The organism is Sphingopyxis sp. Geo25, assembly GCF_949769135.1.
In the GTDB taxonomy this organism is placed as follows: Bacteria; Pseudomonadota; Alphaproteobacteria; order Sphingomonadales; family Sphingomonadaceae; genus Sphingopyxis.
Genome location: NZ_CATKOZ010000004.1, coordinates 30871 through 56351, shown reverse-complemented (window position 1 = coordinate 56351; position 25481 = coordinate 30871). Strand labels below are relative to the sequence as shown.

Annotated in this window: 22 protein-coding genes, 2 tRNA genes and 1 pseudogene; 21 read left to right on the top strand and 4 right to left on the bottom strand. The window is 65.0% G+C overall.

Annotation, left to right across the window (positions count from 1 at the left end):
* Window positions 1-112 precede the first annotated feature (112 nt).
* The 15 genes and pseudogenes from nuoF (at window position 113) to QOL68_RS12490 (ending at window position 15562) form a co-directional block, all read left to right on the top strand.
* Window positions 113-1405 carry an NADH-quinone oxidoreductase subunit NuoF gene (nuoF, locus tag QOL68_RS12560; RefSeq protein WP_282949668.1) on the top strand — a complete coding sequence of 431 codons (1293 nt, stop codon included), beginning with the start codon at window positions 113-115 and terminating at the stop codon, window positions 1403-1405.
* Complete coding sequence (locus QOL68_RS12555; RefSeq protein WP_282949669.1) at window positions 1402-2103, top strand: hypothetical protein; 702 nt, start codon at window positions 1402-1404, stop codon at window positions 2101-2103. The genes nuoF and QOL68_RS12555 overlap by 4 nt, the downstream gene beginning before the upstream one ends.
* Window positions 2103-4115, top strand: a complete 2013-nt coding sequence (gene nuoG / locus QOL68_RS12550) for an NADH-quinone oxidoreductase subunit NuoG (RefSeq protein WP_282949670.1) — start codon at window positions 2103-2105, stop codon at window positions 4113-4115. Before QOL68_RS12555 ends, nuoG begins: the two co-directional genes overlap by 1 nt.
* Window positions 4112-4252 (top strand): hypothetical protein, encoded by a 141-nt coding sequence (locus QOL68_RS12545; protein WP_282949671.1) that lies wholly within the window; start codon window positions 4112-4114, stop codon window positions 4250-4252. Before nuoG ends, QOL68_RS12545 begins: the two co-directional genes overlap by 4 nt.
* Window positions 4249-5292, top strand: a pseudogene (nuoH, locus tag QOL68_RS12540) (NADH-quinone oxidoreductase subunit NuoH); the annotation flags it as partial. The gene QOL68_RS12545 and the pseudogene nuoH, both read left to right, overlap by 4 nt.
* 401 nt (window positions 5293-5693) lie before the next feature.
* Window positions 5694-6182: an NADH-quinone oxidoreductase subunit NuoI gene (nuoI, locus tag QOL68_RS12535; protein ID WP_282949672.1), complete on the top strand. Its 489-nt coding sequence runs from the start codon at window positions 5694-5696 to the stop codon at window positions 6180-6182.
* A 12-nt stretch (window positions 6183-6194) separates the two neighbouring features.
* Complete coding sequence (locus QOL68_RS12530) at window positions 6195-6806, top strand: NADH-quinone oxidoreductase subunit J (protein WP_204992746.1); 612 nt, start codon at window positions 6195-6197, stop codon at window positions 6804-6806.
* A complete protein-coding gene (gene nuoK, locus QOL68_RS12525; protein ID WP_058456728.1) occupies window positions 6803-7108 on the top strand; it encodes an NADH-quinone oxidoreductase subunit NuoK in 306 nt (101 codons plus the stop codon). The genes QOL68_RS12530 and nuoK overlap by 4 nt, the downstream gene beginning before the upstream one ends.
* 4 nt (window positions 7109-7112) lie before the next feature.
* Window positions 7113-9164, top strand: a complete 2052-nt coding sequence (gene nuoL, locus QOL68_RS12520; protein ID WP_282949673.1) for an NADH-quinone oxidoreductase subunit L — start codon at window positions 7113-7115, stop codon at window positions 9162-9164.
* A complete protein-coding gene (locus QOL68_RS12515; RefSeq protein ID WP_282949674.1) occupies window positions 9161-10717 on the top strand; it encodes an NADH-quinone oxidoreductase subunit M in 1557 nt (518 codons plus the stop codon). The genes nuoL and QOL68_RS12515 overlap by 4 nt, the downstream gene beginning before the upstream one ends.
* Window positions 10714-12147, top strand: coding sequence for an NADH-quinone oxidoreductase subunit NuoN (gene nuoN / locus QOL68_RS12510; protein ID WP_282949675.1), 1434 nt, complete (start codon window positions 10714-10716; stop codon window positions 12145-12147). Before QOL68_RS12515 ends, nuoN begins: the two co-directional genes overlap by 4 nt.
* Window positions 12069-12869 (top strand): biotin--[acetyl-CoA-carboxylase] ligase, encoded by an 801-nt coding sequence (locus QOL68_RS12505; protein ID WP_502957395.1) that lies wholly within the window; start codon window positions 12069-12071, stop codon window positions 12867-12869. The genes nuoN and QOL68_RS12505 overlap by 79 nt, the downstream gene beginning before the upstream one ends.
* Before the next feature lie 12 nt (window positions 12870-12881).
* Window positions 12882-13667, top strand: a complete 786-nt coding sequence (locus tag QOL68_RS12500) for a type III pantothenate kinase (protein ID WP_204993055.1) — start codon at window positions 12882-12884, stop codon at window positions 13665-13667.
* Complete coding sequence (locus tag QOL68_RS12495; RefSeq protein WP_282949676.1) at window positions 13664-15298, top strand: ribonuclease J; 1635 nt, start codon at window positions 13664-13666, stop codon at window positions 15296-15298. Before QOL68_RS12500 ends, QOL68_RS12495 begins: the two co-directional genes overlap by 4 nt.
* Window positions 15299-15301: 3 nt before the next feature.
* Window positions 15302-15562, top strand: coding sequence for a DUF1467 family protein (locus QOL68_RS12490; RefSeq protein WP_058456733.1), 261 nt, complete (start codon window positions 15302-15304; stop codon window positions 15560-15562).
* A gap of 190 nt (window positions 15563-15752) precedes the next feature.
* On the opposite strand, the gene QOL68_RS12485 is transcribed toward QOL68_RS12490, so the two are convergent.
* On the bottom strand, window positions 15753-18116 hold the full coding sequence (locus QOL68_RS12485; RefSeq protein WP_282949677.1) for a coiled-coil domain-containing protein: 2364 nt from the start codon (window positions 18114-18116) through the stop codon (window positions 15753-15755).
* Between the two features lie 68 nt (window positions 18117-18184).
* Here QOL68_RS12485 and QOL68_RS12480 point away from each other — a divergent pair, with 68 nt between their 5' ends.
* Window positions 18185-18481: a hypothetical protein gene (locus QOL68_RS12480; protein ID WP_058456735.1), complete on the top strand. Its 297-nt coding sequence runs from the start codon at window positions 18185-18187 to the stop codon at window positions 18479-18481.
* Between the two features lie 162 nt (window positions 18482-18643).
* Complete coding sequence (locus tag QOL68_RS12475) at window positions 18644-19918, top strand: tetratricopeptide repeat protein (RefSeq protein WP_282949678.1); 1275 nt, start codon at window positions 18644-18646, stop codon at window positions 19916-19918.
* 76 nt (window positions 19919-19994) lie between these two features.
* Here QOL68_RS12475 and QOL68_RS12470 read toward each other — a convergent pair whose 3' ends face one another.
* On the bottom strand, window positions 19995-20468 hold the full coding sequence (locus tag QOL68_RS12470) for an Lrp/AsnC family transcriptional regulator (protein WP_058456737.1): 474 nt from the start codon (window positions 20466-20468) through the stop codon (window positions 19995-19997).
* A gap of 167 nt (window positions 20469-20635) precedes the next feature.
* On the opposite strand from QOL68_RS12470, the gene QOL68_RS12465 reads away from it, so the two are divergent.
* From QOL68_RS12465 to QOL68_RS12450, 4 genes are all read left to right on the top strand, one after another.
* Window positions 20636-22282, top strand: a complete 1647-nt coding sequence (locus QOL68_RS12465; RefSeq protein WP_282949679.1) for a sensor histidine kinase — start codon at window positions 20636-20638, stop codon at window positions 22280-22282.
* Between the two features lie 25 nt (window positions 22283-22307).
* The gene (locus QOL68_RS12460; protein WP_282949680.1) at window positions 22308-23330 is read left to right on the top strand and encodes a polysaccharide deacetylase family protein; all 1023 of its coding nucleotides are present in this window, start codon (window positions 22308-22310) and stop codon (window positions 23328-23330) included.
* A gap of 60 nt (window positions 23331-23390) precedes the next feature.
* A tRNA-Ile gene (locus tag QOL68_RS12455) sits at window positions 23391-23466 on the top strand.
* A 57-nt stretch (window positions 23467-23523) separates the two neighbouring features.
* Window positions 23524-24999: a M20 family peptidase gene (locus tag QOL68_RS12450; RefSeq protein WP_282949681.1), complete on the top strand. Its 1476-nt coding sequence runs from the start codon at window positions 23524-23526 to the stop codon at window positions 24997-24999.
* Between the two features lie 6 nt (window positions 25000-25005).
* Here QOL68_RS12450 and QOL68_RS12445 read toward each other — a convergent pair.
* Window positions 25006-25082 (bottom strand) — tRNA-Pro (locus QOL68_RS12445).
* Entirely contained in the window at window positions 25073-25450 is a 378-nt protein-coding gene (locus tag QOL68_RS12440; RefSeq protein ID WP_156416629.1) for a hypothetical protein, read from the bottom strand. Before QOL68_RS12440 ends, QOL68_RS12445 begins: the two co-directional genes overlap by 10 nt.
* Window positions 25451-25481 lie beyond the last annotated feature (31 nt).

Sequence of the window (25481 nt, the reverse complement as noted above, 5' to 3'; positions counted from 1 at the left end):
TGATGACAAACGCCTCATTCCTTCGTCCTGCCGGACTTGATCCGGCATCCATCGCAGCGCTGAAGTCGTGGACCCCGGATCAGGTCCGGGGTGACGAATTGGGAGCGGCCCGATGAGCCTCGCCGATAAGGATCGCATCTTCACCAATCTCTATGGCTTCCAGCCGTGGAACCTCAAATCGGCGCAGGCGCGCGGCGATTGGGACAAGACCAAGGACCTCATGAGCCGCGGCCAGGACGCGATCATCGAGGAGATCAAGGCGTCGGGCCTGCGCGGCCGCGGCGGCGCGGGCTTCCCGACCGGGCTCAAATGGTCGTTCATGCCGAAGGAACCGCGCGCCGACCGCCCGAGCTTCCTCGTCATCAACGCCGACGAATCCGAACCCGGTTCGTGCAAGGACCGCGAGATTATCCGCCACGATCCGCACAAGCTGATCGAAGGCGCGCTGATCGCGGGCTATGCGATGCGCGCGCGCGCCGCGTACATCTACATCCGCGGCGAATTCATCCGCGAGGCCGAGACGCTCTTCGCCGCGGTGCAGGAGGCGTATGACGCCGGCCTGCTCGGCAAGAACGCCGCCAAGTCGGGCTATGACTTCGACGTCTTCGTCCACCGCGGCGCCGGCGCCTATATCTGCGGCGAAGAAACCGCGATGATCGAAAGCCTCGAAGGCAAGAAGGGCCAGCCGCGCCTGAAACCCCCGTTCCCGGCGGGTGCGGGCCTCTATGGCTGCCCGACGACGGTCAACAATGTCGAGAGCATTGCGGTCGTCCCGACGATCCTGCGCCGCGGCGCGGTCTGGTTCTCCAGCTTCGGGCGTGAGAATAACAAGGGGACCAAGCTCTTCCAGATTTCGGGCCATGTCGAGCGCCCGTGCGTGGTCGAAGAAGAGATGGGAATCAGCTTCCGCGAGCTGATCGAAAAGCATTGCGGCGGCATCCGCGGCGGCTGGGACAATCTCCTCGCGGTGATCCCCGGCGGCTCGTCGGTTCCGCTCGTCCCCGCGGCCGAGATCATGGACGCGCCGATGGACTTCGACGGGCTGAAGGCGCTCGGCTCGGGCCTCGGCACCGCCGCCGCGATCGTGATGGACAAATCGACCGACGTCGTCCAGGCGATCAGCCGGATCAGCTATTTCTACAAGCATGAAAGCTGCGGCCAATGCACGCCGTGCCGCGAAGGCACCGGCTGGATGTGGCGCGTCATGGAACGCCTGCGCACCGGCGACGCCGACATCAGCGAAATCGACACGCTCTATGACGTCACCAAACAGGTCGAAGGGCACACCATCTGCGCACTCGGCGACGCGGCTGCCTGGCCGATCCAGGGCCTGATCCGCCATTTCCGCCCCGAAATCGAACGCCGTATTCGCGAGAATGGCGGCGCGCTGGAGGCGGCCGAATGAAGACGAAGCTGCTTCTCCTGATCGCGGGCGCAACGCTCGCGGCCGCTCCGGCTTTCGCCCAGCGCGAGGTCCACGCCTCGGGCGCAAATCCTTTCGACCGGACTTTGGCGGCAAATGCCGGTCAGTCCGAGCCAAAGAGCGATGAAGATACGGCGCCAAAGATCGATCCGCTCGCGGCGCAGGCGATGTATAATTTCGCCGGCTGCGTAGCCAAAACCAGCCGTCCGGGCGCGACCAAGCTGCTCGCGAAGGATTATCGGTCGAAGGATTATCGGGATCAGATCCGCGCGATCGCGAAGGGGCATGATCGCTGCGCGCCGAACAGCAAGCTGGCCTTTTCCGGTCTGGTCTTTGCGGGCAACCTTGCCGAGCATCTGCTCTCCGACAAGTTCACCGACGCCGCGCTCTCGGCCGATCTTGGCCGCGACCGGACAGCGACCCCGATCGCCTCGCGCGGCACCCTCGAGACGATCTCGATGTGCATCGTGATGAGCGCGCCGCAGCAGAGCGTCGCGCTGTTTCGTACCGAAGTGATGAGCGACGCCGAGCGCGACGCGATGAAGGCGCTGGCACCGCAACTGTCCGCCTGCATCAAGCAGGGTTCGGAGTTGCGGACGAATCGTCCGGGTCTCCGCGCGCTGATGGCGCTCGCGGCCTATCGCGTCGCGGTGACGAGCAAAGAAGGGTCCGCGGGCTGATGCCTAAAGTAACCGTAGATGGCGTAGAAATCGAAGTTCCGCAGGGCGCGACGGTCTTGCAGGCGTGCGAGATGGCGGGGAAGGAAATTCCGCGCTTCTGCTATCATGAGCGCCTGTCGATCGCCGGCAACTGCCGCATGTGCCTCGTCGAGGTCGCCCCCGGCCCGCCGAAGCCGCAGGCATCGTGCGCGCTGCCGACCGCCGAGGGGCAGGTGATCAAGACCGACAGCCCGATGGTGAAGAAGGCGCGCGAGGGGGTGATGGAGTTCCTGCTCATCAACCACCCGCTCGACTGTCCGATCTGCGACCAGGGCGGCGAATGCGACCTGCAGGACCAGTCGGTCGCCTATGGCCGCGGCGCGACGCGCTATGACGAGAACAAGCGCGCGGTCACCGAGAAATATATGGGTCCGATCGTCAAGACGGTGATGACCCGCTGCATCCAGTGCACCCGCTGCGTCCGCTTTGCGGAGGAAGTCGCCGGCGTCGAAGACATCGGCGCGATCTATCGCGGCGAGAATATGCAGATCACCTCCTACCTCGAACATGCGGTCGCGAGCGAACTGTCGGGCAATATCGTCGATCTGTGCCCGGTCGGCGCGCTGACCAGCAAGCCCTATGCGTTCGAAGCGCGCCCGTGGGAGCTGACCAAGACGCTGGGCATCGACATGATGGACGCGGTCGGCACCAATGTCCGCATCGACAGCCGCGGCCGTCAGGTGCTGCGCGTGCTGCCGCGCGTCAACGACGATGTGAACGAGGAATGGGCGAGCGACAAGACGCGCCACCATGTCGACGGCCTGATCCGCCGCCGCCTCGACCGGCCCTATATACGCAAGGGCGGACAGCTCGTCGAAGCGACGTGGGCCGAAGCGTTCGATGCAATCAAGGGGGCAAAGGCGGGCAAGTCGGTCGCCGCGATCGCGGGCGATCTCGTCGATTGCGAAACGATGTTCGCGGCGAAGGCCCTGGTGAATGCGCTGGGCTCGACGCTGCTCGAAGGCCGCCAGACCGGCCTCGACTATGACGTGTCGAGCCTGTCGGCGGTCAATTTCAATACCACCATCGCCGAGGCCGAGAATGCCGACGTCATCCTGCTGATCGGCACGAACCTGCGCTGGGAAGCGCCGCTGATCAACACGCGCATCCGCAAGGCAGCGTGGAAGAAGGGCGCGAAGGTTTTCGCGATCGGCCCCGAGAAGGACCAGACCTACAAGGTCAATTGGCTCGGCGACGACGCCTCGCTCGTCGCCAAGCTGCCCGCTGCGGCGCTCGATGCGCTCAAGGGCGCGGAACGGCCGCTGATTATCCTTGGCGGCGGCGGCCTTGCCGTTCCCGGCGTCCATGGCGCGGCGCTGGCGCTTGCCAAGTCGGTGAACGCGGTCAAGGACGGCTGGAACGGTTTCAGCGTCGTCCATATGGCGGCGAGCCGCATGGGCGGGCTGATGCTCGGCTATGCGCAACCGGGCGGCATCAAGGACATAGTGGCGGCGAAGCCGAAGCTCGCCTTCTTCCTCGGCGCCGACGAGGTCGATTTCACCGCCTTCGACAAGACGCTGAAGGTCTATGTCGGCCATCATGGCGACAAGGGCGCGCATGCCGCCGACGTCATCCTGCCGGCTGCGGCGTGGACCGAAAAGGACTTCACCACGGTCAATACCGAGGGCCGCGTCCAGCGCAGCGAGAAGGCGGTGTTCGCGCCCGGCGACGCGCGTGAGGACTGGAGCATTTTTCGCGCGCTCGCCGATGCGCTCGGCGTCTCGGTCGGCTTCGACAGCTTCGACCAGTGCCGTGCCGCGATGATCGCCGCGGTGCCCGCGCTCGGCACCGAGGGTCTTGCCGGTTACGGCTGGTCGGTGCCGAAGCTTGACGCCAAGCCTGCCAAGGGACCGATCCCGTCGCCGATCAAGGATTTCTATCTCACCAACGCCATTTGCCGCGCGTCGCCGACGATGCAGCGCTGCTCGGAAGAGCTGGTCCATGGCGCGGACTTTGCGGAGGCGGCGGAATGATCCACGCACCTATCGTCGCCGGCGCGCTGTTCGTCGGTATGGGCTATGCGGTGTGGCGCGGCTTCAATCCGCGCAGCAAGTCGGATGTGCCCGGTCCGCACAATGGCTGGCGTAATCAGGACGGGGCCAAGAAATGACCGAGACCTTCATCTCGTGGGGCATGGACCCGAACTGGGCGTGGGGCGTCGCGACGGTCGCGGGCATCCTGCTCATCGCGCTGCCGCTGATGCTCGCGGTCGCGATGATCATCTATGCCGACCGCAAGATCTGGGCGGCGATCGCGCTGCGTCGCGGCCCGAACGTCGTCGGCCCCTTCGGCCTGCTCCAGAGCTTCGCCGACGGTCTCAAGGTCTTCCTGCAGGAAACGATCATCCCGAGCTCCGCCAACCGCGGGCTGTTCCTGATTGCGCCGATCATCACCTTCACGGTGGCGCTGATGGCGTGGGCGGTGATCCCGTTCAACTCGGGCGCGATCCTCGCCGACATCAACGTCGGGCTGCTCTACATCCTCGCGATTTCCTCGCTCGGCGTGTACGGCGTGATCCTGTCGGGCTGGTCGTCGAACTCGAAATATCCTTTCTTCTCGGCGATGCGCGCGTCGGCGCAGATGATCAGCTACGAAGTCTCGATCGGCTTCATCCTGATCGGCGTCGTGCTCTTCGCCGACAGCTTCAACATGAACGACATCGTCAAGGCGCAGCAGGGCCACGGGCTCGGCTTCGTCAACGCCTTCGGCTTCAACCTGCTGCTGTTCCCGCTAGCGGTGATGTTCCTCATTTCGGCGCTCGCCGAAACCGCGCGCGCGCCGTTCGACCTGACCGAGGCCGAAAGCGAACTCGTGGCGGGCTATCAGACCGAATATTCGTCGATGAGCTTTGCGCTGTTCTGGCTCGGCGAATATGCCAACGTGCTGCTGATGTGCGCGCTCAACGCGATCCTGTTCTGGGGCGGTTGGCTGCCTCCCGTCGACTGGGCGCCGCTCTATGTCGTTCCGGGCATCATCTGGCTGTTCGCGAAAATCCTCTTCTTCTTCTTCGTCTTCAGCTGGGTCAAGGCGACCGTCCCGCGCTACCGCTATGACCAGCTGATGCGACTGGGCTGGAAAATCTTCCTGCCGATTTCGCTCTTCTGGGTCTTCCTGATCTCCGGCTATCTGATGCTGACGAGGTATTGTGTTGAAGTAGAGCAAAAGCCAACAGCACAAGCGCTTGTGGCGTTAGCGGCTTCCGACGCTTGTTCGCTCCGGTCGCCGGATGATTATGGGAAGGCGGCGGTTCCACCAACGATGGTGATTTACTTATATCGGCCCGCGGCGGGTGCGAGTGATTTGAATACCATCGAAGTGAAATATCCAGATCGTTTGAAGGGAAAGCTTCGATACGTTGAAGAATCCGGGGACGGCCTGCTCAGTGGCGGTCGGCTAGATTGGATCGAACCGGCGCGAAAAGCGAAACTCCGGATGGGCAAATCGGACGTCATCTCTGACGGCAGGCCGAGCGCGATTCTGACGCTAGAAGACGGCGCCCAACAATTGATGGGCGATTGCCAAAGCAAATCTGACCTCGAAAGGTCCGCAGCATGAGCACCATCGCCCATCTCGTCAAAAGCTTCACCTTGTGGGAGTTTGTGAAGGCGCACGCCCTCACGCTCAAATATTTCTTCAAGCCGAAGGCGACGATTAACTATCCGTTCGAGAAGAACCCGCTGAGCCCGCGTTTCCGCGGTGAACATGCGCTGCGCCGCTATCCGAACGGCGAGGAGCGCTGCATCGCGTGCAAGCTGTGCGAAGCGGTGTGCCCGGCGCAGGCGATCACGATCGAGGCCGAGCCGCGCGAAGACGGCTCGCGCCGCACGACGCGCTACGACATCGACATGACCAAGTGCATCTATTGCGGCTTCTGTCAGGAAGCGTGCCCGGTCGACGCGATCGTCGAGGGGCCGAACTTCGAATTCGCGACCGAAACGCGCGAGGAGCTGCTCTATGACAAGGCCAAGCTGCTCGCCAATGGCGACAAATGGGAGCGCGCGATCGCGGCGAATCTTGCCGCCGACGCGCCCTATCGATAAGGGCGCGCGCACATGATCCAGCTCATCGCCTTTTACCTCTTCGCGACCATCGTCATCGCCTCTGCGGCGATGGTGATTTTCGCGCGCAACCCCGTCCACAGCGTCATGTGGCTGATCCTCGCCTTCTTCAACGCGGCGGGGCTGATGCTGCTGACCGGCGCCGAATTCATCGCGATGCTGCTCGTCATCGTCTATGTCGGCGCGGTCGCGGTGCTGTTCCTCTTCGTCGTGATGATGCTCGACATCGATTTCGCCGAACTGCGCAGCGGTTTCGTGCGCTATCTGCCGCTTGGCGCGCTGGTCGCGATCGTCCTCGCCGCAGAGCTGGTATTCGCGGTGGGCGCCTGGCAGGCCGGGGGGGTCGATCTTGCGGCGCGCGCGGCGCCCGCCGCGACCGATACGAGCAACATCCAGCAGATCGGCGAGCTGCTCTACACGCGCTACATCTTCCTGTTCGAGGCGGCGGGGATCGTGCTGCTCGTCGCGATGATCGGCGCGATCGTGCTCACCCACCGCCAGCGCGGCGGGGTACGCATCCAGAATATCTCGGCCCAGAACCGCCGCCGTCCCGAGGACGCGACGCGCCTGGTCGATCCGGGCGTCGGGCAGGGGATGGAACTGTGATTTCGGTCGGCCATTATCTCGCCGTTTCGGCGGTGCTGTTCACGCTCGGCGTGCTCGGCATCTTCATCAACCGCAAGAATATCATCGTCATCCTGATGGCGATCGAGCTCATCCTGCTCGCGGTGAACATCAATCTCGTCGCGTTCAGCGCCGCGCTGAACGACCTCGTCGGGCAGGTCTTCTCGATGTTCGTGCTGACCGTCGCCGCCGGCGAAGCCGCGATCGGTCTTGCAATCCTTGTTATCTATTTCCGCGGCCGCGGCACGATTGCCGTCGACGATGCCAACCGGATGAAGGGGTAAGCCGGTGATCCAGGCGATCGTTTTCCTGCCGCTCTTGGCGGCGCTTGTTGCAGGGCTGGGCCAGCGCGCCATCGGCCCGTTCGCATCGAAGCTGGTCACGACCGGCGCGCTGTTCACCAGCTGCGCCTTGAGCTGGCCGATCTTCCTGTCGTTCGTCGCGGGAACGGGCGAGGCCGGCGTGACGCCGGTGCTGCACTGGGTCTCGTCGGGCGCGCTCCAGTTCAACTGGGAGCTGCGCGTCGATACGCTGACGTCGGTCATGCTCGTCGTGATCACGACGGTGTCGGCGCTCGTTCACCTCTATAGCTGGGGCTATATGGAGGAAGACCCGGACCAGCCGCGCTTCTTCGCCTATCTGTCGCTCTTCACCTTCGCGATGCTGATGCTCGTGACCGCGAACAACCTCGTCCAGATGTTCTTCGGCTGGGAAGGTGTCGGCCTCGCATCCTATCTGCTCATCGGTTTCTGGTACAAGAAGCCGAGCGCCAATGCCGCGGCGATCAAGGCTTTCGTCGTCAACCGCGTCGGCGATTTGGGCTTCATGCTCGGCATCTTCGGCACCTTCCTGGTGTTCGGCACGGTCTCGATCCCCGAAATTCTGGCCGCTGCGCCGGGCATTGCGGGCAGCACGATCACCTTCATGGGGATGCGTCTCGACACGATGACGATCCTTTGCCTGCTGCTGTTCATCGGCGCGATGGGCAAGTCGGCGCAGCTGGGCCTGCACACCTGGCTCCCCGACGCGATGGAGGGCCCGACCCCGGTGTCGGCGCTGATCCACGCCGCGACGATGGTCACCGCGGGCGTGTTCATGGTGTGCCGCCTGTCGCCGATGTTCGAGACCGCACCGGTCGCGCTCGGTGTCGTCACGTTCGTGGGCGCCGCGACCTGCTTCTTCGCCGCGACGGTCGGCACGACGCAGTGGGACATCAAGCGCGTCATCGCCTATTCGACCTGTTCGCAGCTCGGCTACATGTTCTTCGCCGCGGGCGTCGGGGCCTATGGCGCGGCGATGTTCCACCTGTTCACGCACGCCTTCTTCAAGGCGCTGCTGTTCCTCGGCGCGGGCTCGGTCATCCATTCGATGCACCATGAGCAGGACATGCGCTATTACGGCGGCCTTCGGAAGCACATCCCGATCACCTATTGGGCGATGCTGATGGGCACGCTGGCGATCACCGGTGTCGGGATCGCGGGCGTCGCGGGCTTCGCCGGCTTCTATTCGAAGGACGGCATCCTCGAGGCGGCGTTCGCGTCGGGCGGCGGCGGGCGGGTGGCCTTCTGGGTCGGCATCTTCGCCGCGCTGCTCACGAGCTTCTATTCGTGGCGCCTCGTCTTCCTGACCTTCTTCGGCAAGCCGCGCTGGGAGCAGAGCGAGCACATCCAGCATGCGGTGCACGGCGATCATCACGATCATCCCTCGGATGAGGACGCGGGTCACGGTCACGCTCACGCGCATCATCACGAGGCGCATGGTGACGGTACCGCGGGCTTTCATCCGCACGAAAGCCCGCTTTCGATGCTCATCCCGCTGATCGTTCTGTCGATCGGTGCGGTGTTCGCGGGTATCGTTTTCCACCACCAGTTCATCTATCCCGAAGAGGGCATGGCGTTCTGGAAGGGCAGCCTCGCGTTCGACGAACATCTGATGCACGCCGCACACGAAGTGCCGCTGTGGGTGAAGTGGATGCCGTTCACGGTGATGGCGATCGGGCTGTTCCTCGCGTGGAACAGCTATATCCGGAACACCAGCCTGCCGGCGAAGTTCGTGGCGCAGTTCCGGCTGCTGCACCAGTTCCTGTACAACAAATGGTATTTCGACGAGCTCTACACCATCCTCTTCGTGAAGCCCGCCTTCTGGATCGGCCGCTTCTTCTGGAAGAAGGGTGATGAGGGCACCATCGACCGCTTCGGTCCCGATGGCGCCGCGGCGCTCGTCGCTGGGGGGACCCGTCTCGCGGTCCGGCTGCAATCGGGTTATGTTTATGGATATGCGTTCGTGATGCTGCTCGGTCTTGTCGGCCTCGCCAGCTGGGCGATGGTGAGGTTCCTGTGAGCGGTGTTCCCATCCTTTCGTTGATGCTGGCGATCCCGACGGTCGCCGCCATCGCGTGCCTCTTTGCCGGCGACCGCAATGCGCGCCTGATCGCGCTGGTCGCGACGCTGATCGACTTCGCGCTCGGCGTCATGCTGTGGGCGAATTTTGATATCGGCGGCGCGCAGTGGCAGTTCGTCGAGTCCGCGCCCTTGTTCGGCCGCTTCAACTATGCGCTTGGCATCGACGGCATGGCACTGATGCTGATCATGCTCAGCGTATTCCTGATGCCGCTCTGCATCCTTGCGAGCTGGGAATCGATCACCAAGCGCGTCGGGCTCTACATGGCGATGTTCCTGATCATGGAGGTCGTCATGATCGGCGTCTTCATGGCGCAGGATCTGCTGCTCTTCTACGTCTTCTTCGAGGCAGGCCTGATTCCGATGTATTTCATCATCGGTATCTGGGGCGGGGCGAACCGCATCTATGCGGCGTTCAAATTCTTCCTCTACACGCTGCTTGGTTCGGTGCTGATGCTGATCGCGATGATTGCGATGATCCGCGAAGCGGGCACGACCGACATCCCGACCCTGCTCAACTACAACTTCCCGCCGGAAATGCAGACCTGGCTGTGGCTCGGCTTCTTCGCCAGCCTTGCGGTCAAGATGCCGATGTGGCCCGTCCACACCTGGCTTCCCGACGCGCATGTGCAGGCGCCGACCGCGGGTTCGATGATCCTGGCCGGCGTGCTGCTCAAGCTCGGCGCCTATGGTTTCATCCGCTTCATGATGCCGATGTTCCCCGAAGCGTCGGCGCAGTTCATGTGGGTCGTCTTCGCGCTTTCGATGGTCGCGGTGGTTTACACCAGCCTCGTCGCACTGGTGCAGAGCGACATGAAAAAGCTGATCGCCTATTCGTCGGTCGCGCACATGGCGATCGTCACCGCAGGTCTCTATGCGCTGAACCAGCAGGGGATCGAAGGCGCGCTGATCATCATGCTCAGCCATGGCGTCGTCTCGGCCGCGCTCTTCTTCTGCGTCGGCGTGATCTATGACCGGCTCCATACGCGCGAGATCGACCGTTACGGCGGGCTTGCCGTGAACATGCCGGCCTATGCGCTGTTCTTCATGCTGTTCACCATGGCGTCGATCGGCCTCCCGGGCACCAGCGGGTTCGTCGGCGAGTTCCTGAGCCTTGCCGGTATCTATGAGGCGTCGAGCACGGTCGCGTTCGTCTGCACCACCGGCATCATCCTCGGCGCCGCCTATATGCTCTATCTCTATCGCCGCATCGTGTTCGGCGAACTCACCAAGGACGATGTGAAGGCGATGCCCGACCTCAACCCTCGCGAATGGGCGATCCTTGCGCCGCTTGCCGCCGTGGCGCTGTGGATGGGTGTCTATCCCGAAAGTTTCCTCGCGCCGATGCGCGGTGACGTGACGACCGTGGTCGCGCGCCTCGCGCCCGCCAAGCCTGCCGGCGACGCGCATCTTGCCGCGGGCAAGCCCAAGCCGGCCGCTGCAGGCCACGGAGAAGCATCGGGCGAAGCGCATCATGCGGGAGGCGTCCAATGACCGCCGATCTCGCGCTCATCTGGCCCGAACTGATCCTGACGATCGGCGGGCTGGTCACGCTGATGCTCGGAACCTATGCGGGTGATCGCCAGGTCGGGCTCTATCAGCTCGCCGCGATGGTGACGCTGGCGGCGGCCGCCGCAGCGGTGCTGGCGCTGTTCGGGACCGACGCCACGGTCTTTTCGGGCACGCTGTCGGTCGACAGCTTCGGCGGTTTCGCCAAGCTGCTGATCTATGCCGCGAGCTTCATCTGCGTCGTCATCGCGCCGCGGTTCTTCAAGGATGCGATGCGCGCCGAATATCCCGTGCTGATCCTGTTCGCGGCGCTCGGCATGGGGATCATGGCGTCGTCGCGCGACCTGATGACGCTTTATGTCGGGCTCGAGCTCAACAGCCTGGCCTCCTATGTGCTCGCGAGCTTCATGCGCAGCGACGAGCGGTCGAGCGAAGCGGGGCTCAAATATTTCGTCCTCGGCGCGCTCGCGAGCGGAATCCTGCTCTATGGCATCTCGCTGCTCTATGGCTTCACCGGTTCAACCGATTTTGCCACGATCGCGGCCGCGCTGGGCGGTGAGCTGAACATCGGCATCATCTTCGGCATCGTGTTCGTGATCGCCGGCCTCGCGTTCAAGATCAGCGCCGTGCCGTTCCACATGTGGACCCCCGACGTTTATGAAGGCGCGCCGACCCCGGTGACGGCCTTTTTCGCCACCGCGCCCAAGGTCGCGGCGATGGCGCTGATGACGCGTGTCGTGATCGGCGCGGTTGGGCCGGCGGTGGGCGCATGGCAGCAGATCATCATCTTCCTCGCGCTCGCGTCGATCATCCTCGGTGCGGTTGGCGCGATCGGGCAGAAGAATATCAAGCGCCTGCTCGCTTACTCGTCGATCAACAACGTCGGCTATATGCTGATCGGCCTCGCCGCGGGGACGCAGCAGGGGGTCGAGGGCGTGCTGACCTATTTGCTCGTCTATATGGTGACGACAATCGGAAGCTTCCTGATCGTGCTGCAACTGCGCGACGACCGCGGCAACCAGATCGAAAGCATCCCGGCGCTCGCGGGTTATTCGCAGCGTCGCCCCGGCCTCGCCGCGGCGATGGCGGTGTTCCTGTTCAGCCTTGCCGGCATCCCGCCGCTCTTTGGCTTCTGGCCGAAGTATCTGGTCTTCGAGGCCGCGGTGAACGCCAACCTGGTGCCGCTGGCGGTGGCCGGTATCGTCGCTTCGGTGATCGGCGCCTTTTATTATATCGCCATCATCAAGACGATGTATTTCGACGAAAAATCGGACACCGAATTCCCGCGCGGAACGGGCACGGTGGTCGAGGATGCGGTGATCACCGCGAGTGCGCTGTGGCTCTCGGTCATCGGCTATCTCTTCATCGGCGTACTCGCCGCGCTATCGGCGACCGCGGCGGCGGTGCTGTTCTGATTCCGCCGATCGAGCGGATCGCGGAGACAGGTTCGACCAACGCCGACCTGCTGGCGCGACTGGCCAGCGGCGAGCATGTCGGCGAGGGGCATTGGCTCGTCGCCGACCGCCAGACCTCCGGGCGCGGCCGTCTGGGCCGGGCGTGGGGCGATGGTCACGGCAATTTCATGGGATCGACGGTCGTTCACCTGACCGCGGGCGACCCGTCTCCCGCGACCCTTGCGCTGGTCGCCGGGGTTGCGCTGGCGAAAGCCGTCGCAGCGCTGGCGCCAGCTGTCACCGCAACCCTCAAATGGCCGAACGATCTGCTGATCGACGGCGCGAAATGCGCCGGCATATTGATGGAGCGGACGGGCAACAGCGTCGTCATGGGTATCGGGGTCAATCTGGTCTCCGCTCCCGAACTCCCCGATCGCGCCACTGCATCGCTCGCCGGCAAGGGTGCGCTCCTCGACCGCGACCGCTTCGCCGAGGCGCTGGCGATCGCGATGACGGACGCTTTGTGGACGTGGCGGCAGGAAGGCGTCGGCAGCATCGTCAACGCCTGGCTGCCGATGGGGCATCCGGTCGGCACGCCGCTGCATGTTTCCGAACAGGGGATCGACGGCCTATTCGACGGTCTCGCGCCCGATGGCGCACTGCGCTTGCGCGTTGCGGGCGGGGGGACCATGCTGGTTCACGCGGGCGACGTCGAATTGCAGCGGCCCGTGGAGGGGAATTAGGTGTCCATGCAAATTCTGCTCGCGATCGATGTCGGCAACACCAACGCCAAATTCGCGCTTTTCCGGGGAACCGAACTGCTCGCGCGCTGGCGCATCGCGACCGACGACCGGCGCACGGCCGACGAATATATGGTCTGGCTCGACCAGCTTATGCGGATCGAGGGGCATGACCGCGCGGAGGTTGGCGCCGTGATCATCTCGACCGTGGTGCCCCGGGCGCTCCACAACCTGCAACTGCTCGCGGTCAAATATTTCGGCGTCGACGCGCTCGTCGCGGGGCGCGATCCGGTGAGCTGGGGCATCGCGCTAAAGGTTGACGAGCCGCAGTCGGTGGGCGCCGATCGCGCGGTCAACGCGATTTCTGCGCAGGCGGTCGAGCCGGGCAAGGACAAGCTCGTCATCAGCTTCGGCACCGCGACGACGCTCGACCATATCGGCCCCGAGGGCGCCTATCTCGGCGGGATCATCGCGCCCGGCGTCAACCTGTCGCTCGAAGCGCTCGTTGCCGCCGCCGCCAAGCTGCCGCGCATCGCGATCGAAGCGCCGGCGACCGCCAGCGTCATCGGCCGCACGACCGAAAGCCAGATGCTGATCGGCGTCTATTGGGGCTATGTCTCGATGATGGAGGGGCTGATCGCGCGAATGAAGGCCGAGATCGGCAAGCCGCTGACGGTGATCGCCACCGGCGGCCTTGCAACGCTGTTCCAGGAACAGGCGCACCTGTTCGACCGCATCGAACCCGATCTGACGCTGAACGGGCTGATGCATCTCTATCATCAACGAAAGCCGACATTATGACGACTCCGGGCAAGGAGCTGCTTTTCCTCGCATTGGGCGGATCGGGCGAGATCGGCATGAACGCCAATCTCTATGGCTGCGACGGCAAATGGATCATGCTCGATCTGGGCGTGACCTTCGGCAGCCAGGATTATCCGGGGATCGAGATCGTGATGCCCGACCTCGAATTCATCGAGGACCGCAAGGACGACCTGCTCGGCATCGTGCTGACGCACGGGCATGAGGACCATATCGGCGCCATCCCCTATCTTGCCGCCGACCTCGGCGTCCCACTCTACGCCAATCGCTTCACCGCCGGGCTGATCGCGCACAAGCTCGCCGAAGAGGGGCTGGAGAAAGAGGTCGAGATCAGGGTCGTCGATATCGACGAAAGCTTTCGCATCGGCCCCTTCGGTATCCGGCTGGTGCCGCTTGCGCATTCGATCCTCGAGATGAGCGCGGCGGTGATCGACACGCCCTATGGGCGCGTATTCCACACCGGCGACTGGAAGCTCGACGACGACCCGATCCTCGGAACGCCGGCAAGCGCGGCGGCGCTGACCGCGATCGGCGGCGAGGGGGTCGACGTGCTCGTCTGCGATTCGACCAATGCCTTCAATGCACAGGCATCGGGCAGCGAGGGCAGCGTGCGCGACGGGCTGATGGCCGCGGTCGGCGCGGCAAAGGGCAGGGTGGTCGTCACGACCTTCGCGTCGAACGCGGCGCGGCTCGCGACCCTGGGCGCGGTTGCCAAGGCGACGGGGCGGACTTTGTGCGTCGCAGGACGCTCGCTCGACCGCATTCTCGGCGTCGCGCGGACGGTCGGTTACCTCAAGGATTTTCCGCCGACGGTCGATTTCGACGAGGCGATGCGCCTGCCGCGCAACAAGGTGATGGTGATCGCGACCGGCGGGCAGGGCGAGCCGCGCGCCGCGCTGGCGCGCATGGCGGCCGACATCCACCAGATCAAGCTGGAGGCGGGCGACACGGTCGTCTTTTCGTCGAAGCAGATCCCCGGCAACGAGGTTGCGATCGGACGGATCATGAACCAGCTTGCCGCGAAGGACGTGCTGACCGTCACCGAGAAGCAGGCGCATATCCATGTCAGCGGCCATCCGGGGCAGCCCGAACTCGCCGCGCTCTATGGCTGGTTGCGGCCGAAGCTTGTGGTGCCGGTGCATGGCGAGATCCGCCATATGCACGAACAGGCGCGCTTTGCGCTCGAACGGGGCGTGCCCGACATGCTGGTGCAGGAGAATGGCGACCTTGTCCGCCTCGCACCGGGGCCGGCGCGGATCGTCGAACGCGTGCGTTCGGGCCGCCTGATCCTCGACGGCGACGTGATCCTGCCCGCCGATGGCGAGACGATCAACGAACGGCGCAAGCTTGCCCTTTACGGCCAGATTTCGGTCGCCGTCGTGCTGTCGGACGGCAAGTTCGAGGGTAGCGCGATCCAGTATCGCGGCGTGCCGGTCGAGGATGACCGCGAAAGCTTCCTCGAGCAAATGAACGAAGCCGCCGAGCAGGCGGCGAAGGGGCCGGCGCGCGACCGCGAGGCGCTGAAAGAGGCGATCCGCCTCGGCGTGCGGCGGGTCGCGACCGACTGGACCGGCAAGAAGCCGATTACCGACGTGCTGATCGTGGATGTCTGAGTCATGAAATGGACGTCTATCCTGGCAATCTACACGCTTTTCTGGGCTTTCAGCGCCTTTTTCGTGCTGCCCTTCCACGGCCGCCGCGCCGAGGATGATGCGACGCCGCTGGTGCGGGGGCAGGATCGGGGCGCGCCGGCCACCGTGCGTCCGGGACGCATCCTGCTGCAGATGACGATCGTCGCGACGATCGGCTTCGTGCTTTATTACATCGCTTATGTGAACGGCTGGGCCGACCCCGATGTGCTGAGCGGGCGGGCCTGAGCGGTAACCTGATTTGGCGGCTTTGGAGTGGGGAGCGGACATCCTTCTGTGATCCCCGGCGAAAGCCGGGGCCCAGGGAATTCTCACTCAAGCCTGGTGTTTTGCCGCTCTGGGCCCCGGCTTTCGCCGGGGATCACGATGTCCCCAACCGGTCGAAGGCTGCCGGGCCAACCGGGCTGCTTCAGCGCAATCAGCCCCGCAGGCGGTCGATCGCCTGCGCCAGCGCCACATAGAGCTTGCCGATATCCGACGAGAGCAGGGTGACGCTGATCGCAGACCCGTCGCGCGCGCCCATCAGCAAGCGCAGCATCGCCTCGAAATCGTGAATGAACTGGTTCACCGCGGCGTGGAAGCCGTCGTCATTCTGGTAGAGGCGCAGGATTTCCTTCGCCTCGCCATTTTCGATCAGCTTGACCGCGCGCCGCGCGAAGACGCCGCGGTCGCCCTTGAGATAAGCGTCCCACGCCGTGTCGCTGACCTCGCTCGACAATATCTTGGTCATGTCGATCGCGGTCGATTTGAGCGCTTCGGTCAGCACGCCGACCTGCTTCGCCATCGAATCGCGGTCGGAGGCGGCGATCGCCTGTTCGGCCTCGATCGCGCGCGCCTCGACGCTGGCGCTCGTGTCCATGATCGTGATCAGCTGGCGCATCAGCCGGTCGGTTGCAGCGTTGGCGGCTTCGACCGCGCGGCGCGAGGCTTCCTCGATCGCGGTGAGCTGCGTCATGATCTCGGTCTTGAACGAGGCGTCGATCGCTTCGCTTGCCGTCGCCTTCATCGCGTCGCGGGCACCCGAGACGAGCTTTTCGAGCGTCTGGCGCGCTTCCTCGGCCGCGCTGTCGGCGGTCGCGCGGACTTCGCCGAGCGTCGCGATCATTCGTGCGCCGCCCTGTTCGGCAAATTCGTCAGCGCCGCTGCGCAGCCGGGCGAGCGCGGTGTCGGCGTCGGCGAGCGATGCCTTGATGCGATCGGCGAGCGCCTGCTGGCTGTCGGCGTGCGCCGCCATCTGCTCTTCGTTCGACTGAAGCGTCGATTTGACGGCGTTCACGTGCGACAGCGTCGATTGCGCGACGAGCTCGGAGGCTTCGAGCATCGGCTTCATTTGCGACAGCGCGGTCTGCGTCGCCTTGCCGTGCGAATTCAGGCGGTCGATCGCGTGCGGCAGCGTCTCGTCGAGCTCGCGCGTTACCGCGTCGAGCGCAAGCAGCAGCGACTCCGCCTGCGTGATCAGTTGGTGCGCCGATCCGTTGCTCTTTTGCGCTTCGGCCATGAAGGCGGCGAGCTGGCCCTTGGTGTCGTCGATCGCGCGGCCGATGACGCCGGTGCTGGACGTAACGCTGGTGTCGAGCGCCGCGAGTTGTTCGCCGACCGTCGCCACATGCGAGCTGATCTGCCGGGCGAGCGCGTCGCTCGTTTCGCCATGTGCGGCGAGTTGGGCTCCGAGCGTGTCGCCGGCTTCGCGTGCAGCGGCAAGGCGCGCGTCGAGCAACTCGGCGGCAGAAGCGACACTATCGCGGAAATGGCGCCAGCTGCCGTCCATCTGCCCCGTCACCGCAGCGATCGTCGCCTTGAGGTCGTCGCGCGCGGTTGCCGAGGCCTGCGTCATCTGCGCCAGCGCGACGCCATGCGCGTCGGTCACCTGGGACGCGACCGCGATCAGGCTCATCTCGGCGTCGCTGGCCTGTTGCCGCAACACGCCGATGGCTTCGCTCAGGCTGGTAGCCGAGGCTTCGCCGATCTGCGCGGTTTTGCCGGCTTCCTCGGCAAGCGCGGCGAGCTTGGCCTCGAGGTTCGCGCCCTGCTGGTGCGCAACAAGGCCCGCCTCGCGGAAATTGACCGCAAGCCGCTGTGCGACGTCGTCGATCCGCGGCAGGCCCGCGAGCAGACCGTCCATCCGCTGCATCGCCACATCGCCCGAGCGCGCGAGCTGGTCGTGCGCGTTGGCGATGACCGACGCGTTCGTCGCGAGCTTGTCGCTGCTTTCGTTGAGGCGCAGAACGGTATCGACGCCGAGCTGCTGCACCGTGCGTGCCTGTTCGCCGAGCTGGCGCTGCGCATCGGCAAGATTTTCCGCGAGGGCCCGCATCGAGGCATTGAGCGCCATATTCTCGTCGCGGAGCGCGCCGGCAACCCGCGCGAAACGCGCCTGTTCGGACCGGCTCGATCGCAAGAGGGCCATCCAGAGCACGGCGATCAGGGTGAGCGGCATCGCGATCGTCGCGAGCAGCACCGGCCATGCGGCGAAGGCGGGCGCGCGGGTGAAGCGGTCGGTTCCGGCCGCAGCCGCGAAGGCGACCCAGCCGATGGCCACCATAATCAGAAGCGCGGGAACGATCCGGTCCTTCCACGACGAGCCTGCCGCATCGGTTTCGTCATAGTCCTGGGCGGCATGGGTGATGGCTGACATATCGAGCCAGTCGCGCTCCTCGGGAAGGGCGGTTTCAACCGCAGGCGCGGTCTCGGCCGCCGCGGCGGCCGCCTCGTTCTGCGCTTCGGCATCCGGATTGGCGGCGGAATCCCGCCACAGTCCGACGATCTTCTTATCCCCCGTCATCCGGCCATATTAGCATCAAATCGCGTTCATGGAACGGAAACTTAACCACAATCCGGCAAGGTTGTGGAATGTCGTTCGATAGTGGCCCCCTGGATCGGTATCTTCATGCGGCGGTCGGAGACGATCCCGCGGTAGCCCGAGAGCTGCGGGAGAGCTTCGCCGCGAACACGCGCGAACTGGCGGACCTGATGCGGCGCGCGCGCTGCGACGCCAACTGGCGCGTCGCCGCCGAGCGGATGAAAAGCCTGGCCGCGACCTTCGGGGTGATTCCGCTGATCCAGCTCGCCGAAGCGGCGATCGAGGGCGTGCCCGGCGATCCAGCGATCCTGCGCGACATCAACGCGGCGATCGACAGCTTCGCCTGAACGGCTTTCGCGGGTTCAATCCCCGTTCAGCCGCCCCCTGCCATTGGAAATATCGATCCCGGCCGTCTTGCCTTGGCAACGCTACGGGTCTAGCCGCGTTGTGAACCGCGGCTGACCCCCGCATGCTTCTGGCAAGGCGGCCGTTTCAGAGGAGAGATATCGATGTTCACCCGTTTCCGCCCGACGACCGCGACCGCTGTGGCCGCCGTTTTGGGCTGCGCGCTGATGGCGACGGCCACCCCCGTCATGGCGAAGGAAAAGCCGAAGAAGGAAGAGGCCGCGCAGGGGCCGAAGGTTTCGCCCAGCAAGGCATTCATGCCCGCTGTGAAGAAGATGGGCGACGCGACCAAGGCCAAGGATGCCGCCGCTTTGCAGGCGGCGCTGGCCGAGGGGCAGGCGACGGCGACCTCGAACGACGACAAATATCTGATGGGTTTCTACACGCTGCAACTCGGCATCCTGAACAAGGATGAGGCGACCCAGAGTCAGGGCCTGGAGACCGCGCTCGATTCGGGCCTCGTTCCGGCGGCCGACCTTGGCAACTATAATTTCTATTCGGGCCGTTTCGCCTATGTGAAGAAGGACTATGTCAAGGCCGCGACGCGGTTCGAGGCCGCGAAGGCGGCGGGATCGACCGATTCCGCGCTGCCGCTGCTGCTGATGGACAGCTATCTGAACTCGGGGCGCGTCGATCAGGGGATCGCGCTCGCCAAGGCGACGATCGATGCCGAGCGCGCAGCGGGCCGGGTGCCGTCGGAAGAATTGTATGTGCGTCCGGCGAAGGCGCTCCAGGCCGCGAAGCGCACCGACGAACTGCTCGACATTCTGACGCTCCGCGTCCGCGACTATCCGCAGCCCGCGGTCTGGCGCAACACATTGTACATCCTGCTCCAGCAGGCGGGTCCCGACAAGGAACTCAACCTCGACATCCTTCGCCTGATGCGAGCATCGGGCGCGATGACCGATCGCGGCGAATATCTGGAATATGCGGCAATGGCGACCGAAGCCGGCTATCCGGGCGAGGTGGTGTCGCTGGTTCAACAGGGCATCGCGAACAAGGTTTTCACCGACCGGGATGAACGCTTTTCGCAGATCCTGAGTTCGCAGACCGATCGGGCCAAGGCCGACCGTCCCGGGCTCCTCGCGGACGCCAGCAAGCCGGTGACGAACCCCAAAGCGGCGCGCGCAACCGCGGATGCCTTGGTCGGCATCGGTGAAATCGCCAAGGCGATCCCGCTTTACGAGGCGATCGCGGCGAGCGACCCCATCGCGCAATATCGCCTCGGCGTGGCGCAGGCGCTGTCGGGGCAGAATGACGCTGCGCTCGCCACCCTGGCGAAGGTGCAGGGCAATCGTACGCGGCTCGCCAAGCTGTGGACGGTCTATGTCCAGACCAAAACGGCTCCGGCCGCCGTGGCGGCGGCCCCCGCCACCTGATCCAGCGGCGATAACGTACAAAAAGGGCGCCATTCCATCGGGGGTGGCGCCCTTTTTCTTGGCGTGTCGGCCGCTCTCAGGTTTCGACCGGGATTCCGGCGAGCTGTTTCGCGGTGCGAATCGTCAGCGACGTCTTTACGCTCGTCACGTTGGGCGCCGACGTCAGGTGCGCGGTCAGGAAGGACTGGAAGCTCTGCAGGTCGCGCGCGACGACCTTGAGCAGAAAATCTATTTCGCCGTTCAGCATGTAGCATTCGCGAACTTCGGGAAGCTTTCCGACATAGTCCTCGAATGCCTTGAGGTCGGATTCGGCCTGGCTGCGCAGGCTGACCATCGCGAAGACGGTGATGCCATAGCCGAGCTTCGCGGCGTCGAGATCGGCATGATAAGAGCGGATGACACCCGATTCTTCCAGCGCGCGGACGCGGCGCAGGCACGGCGGCGCTGTGAGTCCTACCATTTGCGCCAGTTCGACATTGGTCATCCGCCCGTTTTTCTGCAGCTCCCCGAGGATCTGGAGGTCGATCTGATCAAATTTCTGACTGGCCATATTTGAAACATCCGCTTTCCAAAAGTGCAGCGACCATAATATTATTTCAGCCGATTGCAATTGTCCCACAATGTGACGTGGTCCACGATGGCACTTTCATGACCAGCGGATTCACGCTAGCCGGTAAACATACGCTAACCAACAAACTGGGTGTGGGGCCGGCCCGCGTGACTGCTGACTCGATGATCGCGACCATCTTGCGCCAAGCCCCGAAAGACGGCCGTGCGAGCATCGCTGCGTGGCGTCAGCTCAGCGATATCCTTGCCCAGCGCGGCAATCAGCTAGCCGGCGAGGATGTGCGCCGCGCTTTCCATGCCCTTGCTCTGCTGCGGCCGCAAGTCCCCGAAAAGATTCGCCGCGATTGCGCCGAGGCGATCGCGCATCATGGCCGTTTTGCGCCGCTGGTTGCCTTTTATGCCAATGACGTGCCGGCGGTTTCGGCGACGATGCTGAGCCGCGCGCGTCTGTCGGAGGGAGACTGGCTCGCGGTGCTTCCTGCGACCGCTGCGACAGCTCGCTCGGTCCTTGCAGGGCGCAAGGATCTTCCCCAGACGGTTCGTCGCGCGCTTGAGAGTCTGGGCGCCGGATCGGTCGCGCTGCCGCAGCCCACGGCCGTTGCCGTCGCCGTGCCGGAACCCGAGGCCGCCGCTGCCGGTCCGGTTCCGGCCATCGAGGGGGCTCCCAGCCAGATCAGCGAGCTCGTCCGCCGCATCGACAAGTTCCAGTCGACCCGCACGCAGCCGCCGCCGCGTCCGGCACGCACCGGATTCCTGTTCGAGACCGGGCCCGACGGTCTGATTCGCTGGGTCGACGGCATTACGCGCGGCGCCGCAATCGGCTTGTCGATCGCCGATGCGGCCTTCGGGGGCGAGCCCGGCGCCGACGGCGCGGCAGCGGGAGCGTTCCGCCAGCGCGCCGAAATCGTGAACGCGCGCATGATCCTTGAAGGCGCGGCGTCGGAGGCGGGCGAGTGGCGCTTCTCGGCGATGCCTTGGTTCGACCCGGCGACGGGGCAGTTTCGCGGGTATCGCGGCAGCGCGCGGCGCCCGCAGCGCAACGAGATGCCCTACGGCCGTCCGGCAGCCAGCCAGAATTCAGGCGACTCGATCCGTCAGCTGATTCACGAACTGCGCAGCCCGCTCAACGCGATCTCCGGCTTTTCGCAGATCATATCCGGTCAGATGTTCGGTCCGGTCAGCAACTCCTATCGCAAGATGGCGGAGGCGATTGTCACCGACGCGACGTCGATCCAGTCGATTATCGAGGATCTGGACACCGCCGCGCGCGCGATCGACCCCAGGCCCGCTCCGCTGGCGCCGGAGGAGGTTGCCGACCTGGGCCTGGTGATGACGCGCGTCGAGGAGGATCTCGCGGCGCTTCTTGCCGACCAGCGCGTCGACCTCAGTATCTCGCGCGTCGGCGGCCCCTTTCTCGCGCAGGGCGGCGACGCCAATTCGCGGCGGATGATCGGGCGGATGCTGACCGCGCTCGTCGACATTTCGGAGCCCGGAACCATCCTCGTCGGTCAGCTGGTGACCGAGCCGGGCGCGGACGACATGCTGCAATTGCGCATCGTTCGTCCGCTGGCGATCCGCTTCGCCACGGCGGCCGAACTGCTGGATCCGGGCTTCAGCCCCGAAGGGGAGGCGCCGGGGGCTGCGATCCTGAGCCTCGGCTTCTCGCTGCGGCTTGTTGACAGTCTCGCCCGCAGCGTCGGCGGTCGGCTCGACATCGGACATAACGCCTTGACCTTGCATTTGCCCTCGGCCAACCCGAGAGTCGATACCGAACTCGGTGTTCAGCAGGGCGAATAGCCCCCGGGGGCAAAGGGGAACGAAAGTGCAGCCCGCGGGCAGCTTTCAGACATATCCGGAGACGGCCGAGCAGATTGGTCTCGGCCATGACGGACGCCCACGTTTCTGGGTCACGATCGATACCGAAGAGGATTTCGACTGGTCGGCGCCCTTCGCGCGGAGCGGCTACCGGCTCGATTCGGTCCCGTCGCTTGCCGAATGCCAAGGCTATTTCGAGCGCTCCGCGGTCGTTCCGATCTATCTTGTCGACTGGCCCGTCGTGCAGGACGATCGCGCCGTCGAGATCCTTGCGCCGGCGCGCGCTGCCGGCCGCTGCGACGTCGGGGCCCAGCTTCATCCGTGGGTCACGCCGCCGCATGAAGAAGAGGTGAGCGAACGCAACAGCTATGCCGGCAATCTTCCTCCTTCGCTCCAGCGGGCGAAGATGGCGGCGCTGCGCGACGCCATTCGCACCCGCTTCGGCGCCGCACCGCAAGTCTATCGCGCCGGGCGTTACGGCCTCGGCCGCGATACCGCCGAGATGCTCGCCGAACTCGGTTTTGTCTGCGACACGTCGGTAAGGCCGGGTTTCGATTATCGCAAAGGGCATGGGCCCGATTATCGCGGCGCCCCGCTTCGACCCTGGTGGGTGGCGACGCGTCACGGGCCAGTGCTCGAGGTTCCGGTGACGACGGTTTTCGGCGGGCTCATGGGACCGAAGGGCGAGGGACTTTATCACCCGATCGCGCGGAACGGCCGCTATGCCGGCTCGGTGCTGGCGCGTCTCGGGCTTGTCGAGCGCATCGCACTGACGCCCGAAGGCATTCCCGTCGATCGCGCGTGCCGGGCGGTCGACATCGCACTCGATCAGGGGGTTCCCGTCCTCAACTTCTCGTTCCACTCGCCGTCGCTGCGTCCCGGTAATACCCCTTATGTGCGGACGGCGGCCGATCTCGACCGTTTCTATCGCTGGTGGGACGCGGTGCTCGACCATCTGGCGCGCCGCGGCGTCGTTCCAACCGATACGGCGGGCCTGCTGATGCTCGCGACCGCGAAGAGGCCGGCATGAACGCAACCGGCTTGCCAACGCCCGCTGCGCTCCGCTATCGCCCGCACATCCCCGGAACGGGGGCCTGTAGCTCAATGGTTAGAGCTGGCCGCTCATAACGGCTAGGTTGCGGGTTCGAGTCCTGCCGGGCCCACCATTCCCCTTGCAAATCGAAACCGATCGCTGTCCATTGCCCACCGAAAAGGAGAGGGGAATGGGAAAGCTTCGGATTGCCTTGATCGGCGGCCTATCGATCCTTGTCGTGGGGGCCGCCGTTGTCGGCGTGCGCACGTCGACCTTCGCGCCGGCCAATGTCGCCGACGGCCGCGATGTGAAGCTTGCGGCGGCGCCCGCCTATGATCTGGACGCGGCGGTTCGCCATTTGAGCGAAGCCGCACAGATTCGCACGATTTCGAACCAGGATCCGGCCGCCAACGAAGTCGCCGAATGGGACCGGCTCCATGCGTGGCTGGCGTCCACCTATCCCGCCGCGCATGGCGCGATGCAGCGCACGATCCTGCCGAACCGGACGCTCGTCTATCATTGGCCGGGCAGCGATGCTTCGCTCGCGCCGGTTATCCTGATGGCGCACCAGGATGTCGTGCCGGTGACGCCCGGCACCGAAGGCGACTGGAAATATCCCCCCTTCGCGGGGACGATCGCCGACGGGGCGGTATGGGGTCGCGGCACGGTCGACGACAAGGGCTCGCTTGTCGGTCTGTTCGAAGCGCTCGACGCGCTGGCGAAAAGCGGCTTCAAGCCGAAGCGCGGCATCTATCTGGTATCCGGCCATGATGAGGAGGCGGGCGGCTCTGGCGCGCTAGCCGCCGCCGCGAAGCTGAAGGCCGAGGGTGTGAAGGCGATCTATACGCTCGACGAGGGGAGCATTGTCCTGACCGACACGCCCGTCATCGATGGGCCCGCGATCATGATCGGCATCGCGGAGAAGGGCTATGGCACGCTGAAGGTCACTGCCCCTGCGCCCGGCGGGCACAGTTCGATGCCGCCTGCCGAAACCGGCGTGACGACGCTCGCGAAAGCGGTGCTGGCGATCGCGGGCAAACCGTTCCCGCTCGAATTCCGCGGCCCCGGGGCGTCGATGATCGAGGCGCTCGCCGCGAAAAAGGGCGGCGCGACAAAGATGGCGGTTGCAAACCAGTGGCTGTTCGGGCGCAGCCTCAAGAACCGTCTCGGCGCTGCACCCACGACCGCCGCGGCTTTTCACACGACAATCGCGCCGACGATGCTGGAAGGCAGTCCCAAGGAGAATGTCCTGCCGCAATCGGCGAGCGCCTTGATCAACTATCGCATCGCGCCGTGGAACAGCTCGGCCGATGTGATGGCGCGCGCGAAGGGAGCGGTGGGCGACATCAAGGTCGACCTCGCCTGGGTCAAGCCGCCGCGCGAACCCTCGCGCGTGTCGTCGACGAGCTCGCAGGGCTGGAAATGGATCGCCGCGGCCGCGCGCGCCGACGCGCCCGATGCGGTGCTCACGCCGACGCTGGTCGTTGCGGGGACCGACAGCCGGAGCATGGAGCCGGTGTCGGAGGACGTCTATCGCTTCATGCCGATGCATTTCTCGCTGAAGGAATCGGCGATGATCCACGGGACCAACGAGCATATGGCGATCGACAGCTTCAAGCGGATGATCGATTTCTACGCGCGGCTGATTGCGACATCGACGGGATAGGGGGATTGGTCGGGGAGACAGGATTCGAACCTGCGACATCCTGCTCCCAAAGCAGGCGCGCTACCGGGCTGCGCTACTCCCCGACCGGCCTCGCGGCCTTAGACAGGCGCGCGTGCGAAGTCCACCCGCAGGTGACGGGCAAAGAAAAAGGCGGCCTTCCCGAAGGAAGACCGCCTCTTTTCGTTTCGGTCATTGCCCCGAGGGGCTGTGACTTACTTCTTTTCTTCAGCCGGAGCAGCAGCGGCGTCAGCAGCCGGAGCAGCCTTGGCGTCAGCGGCCGGAGCAGCAGCGGCGTCAGCAGCCGGAGCAGCAGCAGCGTCGGCGCCAGCAGCGGCAGCGTCAGCACCAGCAGCGGCAGCGTCGGCGCCAGCAGCAGCAGCGTCAGCGCCTTCTTCAGCAACAGCTTCAGCAGCCGGAGCTTCGGTGGTGGCTTCTTCAGCAGCCTTTTCACCGCAAGCGGCGAGGGCGAACATGCTGGCAGC

What these genes read in the sequence shown, in the direction of transcription:
- nuoG (WP_282949670.1), top strand. Translation starts at nt 2,103, where the DNA reads ATGCCTAAAGTAACCGTAGATGGCGTAGAAATCGAAGTTCCGCAGGGC.
- QOL68_RS12470 (WP_058456737.1), bottom strand. Translation starts at nt 20,468, where the DNA reads ATGGCCAGTCAGAAATTTGATCAGATCGACCTCCAGATCCTCGGGGAG.
- nuoN (WP_282949675.1), top strand. Translation starts at nt 10,714, where the DNA reads ATGACCGCCGATCTCGCGCTCATCTGGCCCGAACTGATCCTGACGATC.
- QOL68_RS12480 (WP_058456735.1), top strand. Translation starts at nt 18,185, where the DNA reads ATGTCGTTCGATAGTGGCCCCCTGGATCGGTATCTTCATGCGGCGGTC.
- QOL68_RS12485 (WP_282949677.1), bottom strand. Translation starts at nt 18,116, where the DNA reads ATGACGGGGGATAAGAAGATCGTCGGACTGTGGCGGGATTCCGCCGCC.
- QOL68_RS12490 (WP_058456733.1), top strand. Translation starts at nt 15,302, where the DNA reads ATGAAATGGACGTCTATCCTGGCAATCTACACGCTTTTCTGGGCTTTC.
- QOL68_RS12450 (WP_282949681.1), top strand. Translation starts at nt 23,524, where the DNA reads ATGGGAAAGCTTCGGATTGCCTTGATCGGCGGCCTATCGATCCTTGTC.
- nuoF (WP_282949668.1), top strand. Translation starts at nt 113, where the DNA reads ATGAGCCTCGCCGATAAGGATCGCATCTTCACCAATCTCTATGGCTTC.
- QOL68_RS12530 (WP_204992746.1), top strand. Translation starts at nt 6,195, where the DNA reads ATGATCCAGCTCATCGCCTTTTACCTCTTCGCGACCATCGTCATCGCC.
- QOL68_RS12555 (WP_282949669.1), top strand. Translation starts at nt 1,402, where the DNA reads ATGAAGACGAAGCTGCTTCTCCTGATCGCGGGCGCAACGCTCGCGGCC.
- QOL68_RS12475 (WP_282949678.1), top strand. Translation starts at nt 18,644, where the DNA reads ATGTTCACCCGTTTCCGCCCGACGACCGCGACCGCTGTGGCCGCCGTT.
- QOL68_RS12545 (WP_282949671.1), top strand. Translation starts at nt 4,112, where the DNA reads ATGATCCACGCACCTATCGTCGCCGGCGCGCTGTTCGTCGGTATGGGC.
- nuoI (WP_282949672.1), top strand. Translation starts at nt 5,694, where the DNA reads ATGAGCACCATCGCCCATCTCGTCAAAAGCTTCACCTTGTGGGAGTTT.
- QOL68_RS12495 (WP_282949676.1), top strand. Translation starts at nt 13,664, where the DNA reads ATGACGACTCCGGGCAAGGAGCTGCTTTTCCTCGCATTGGGCGGATCG.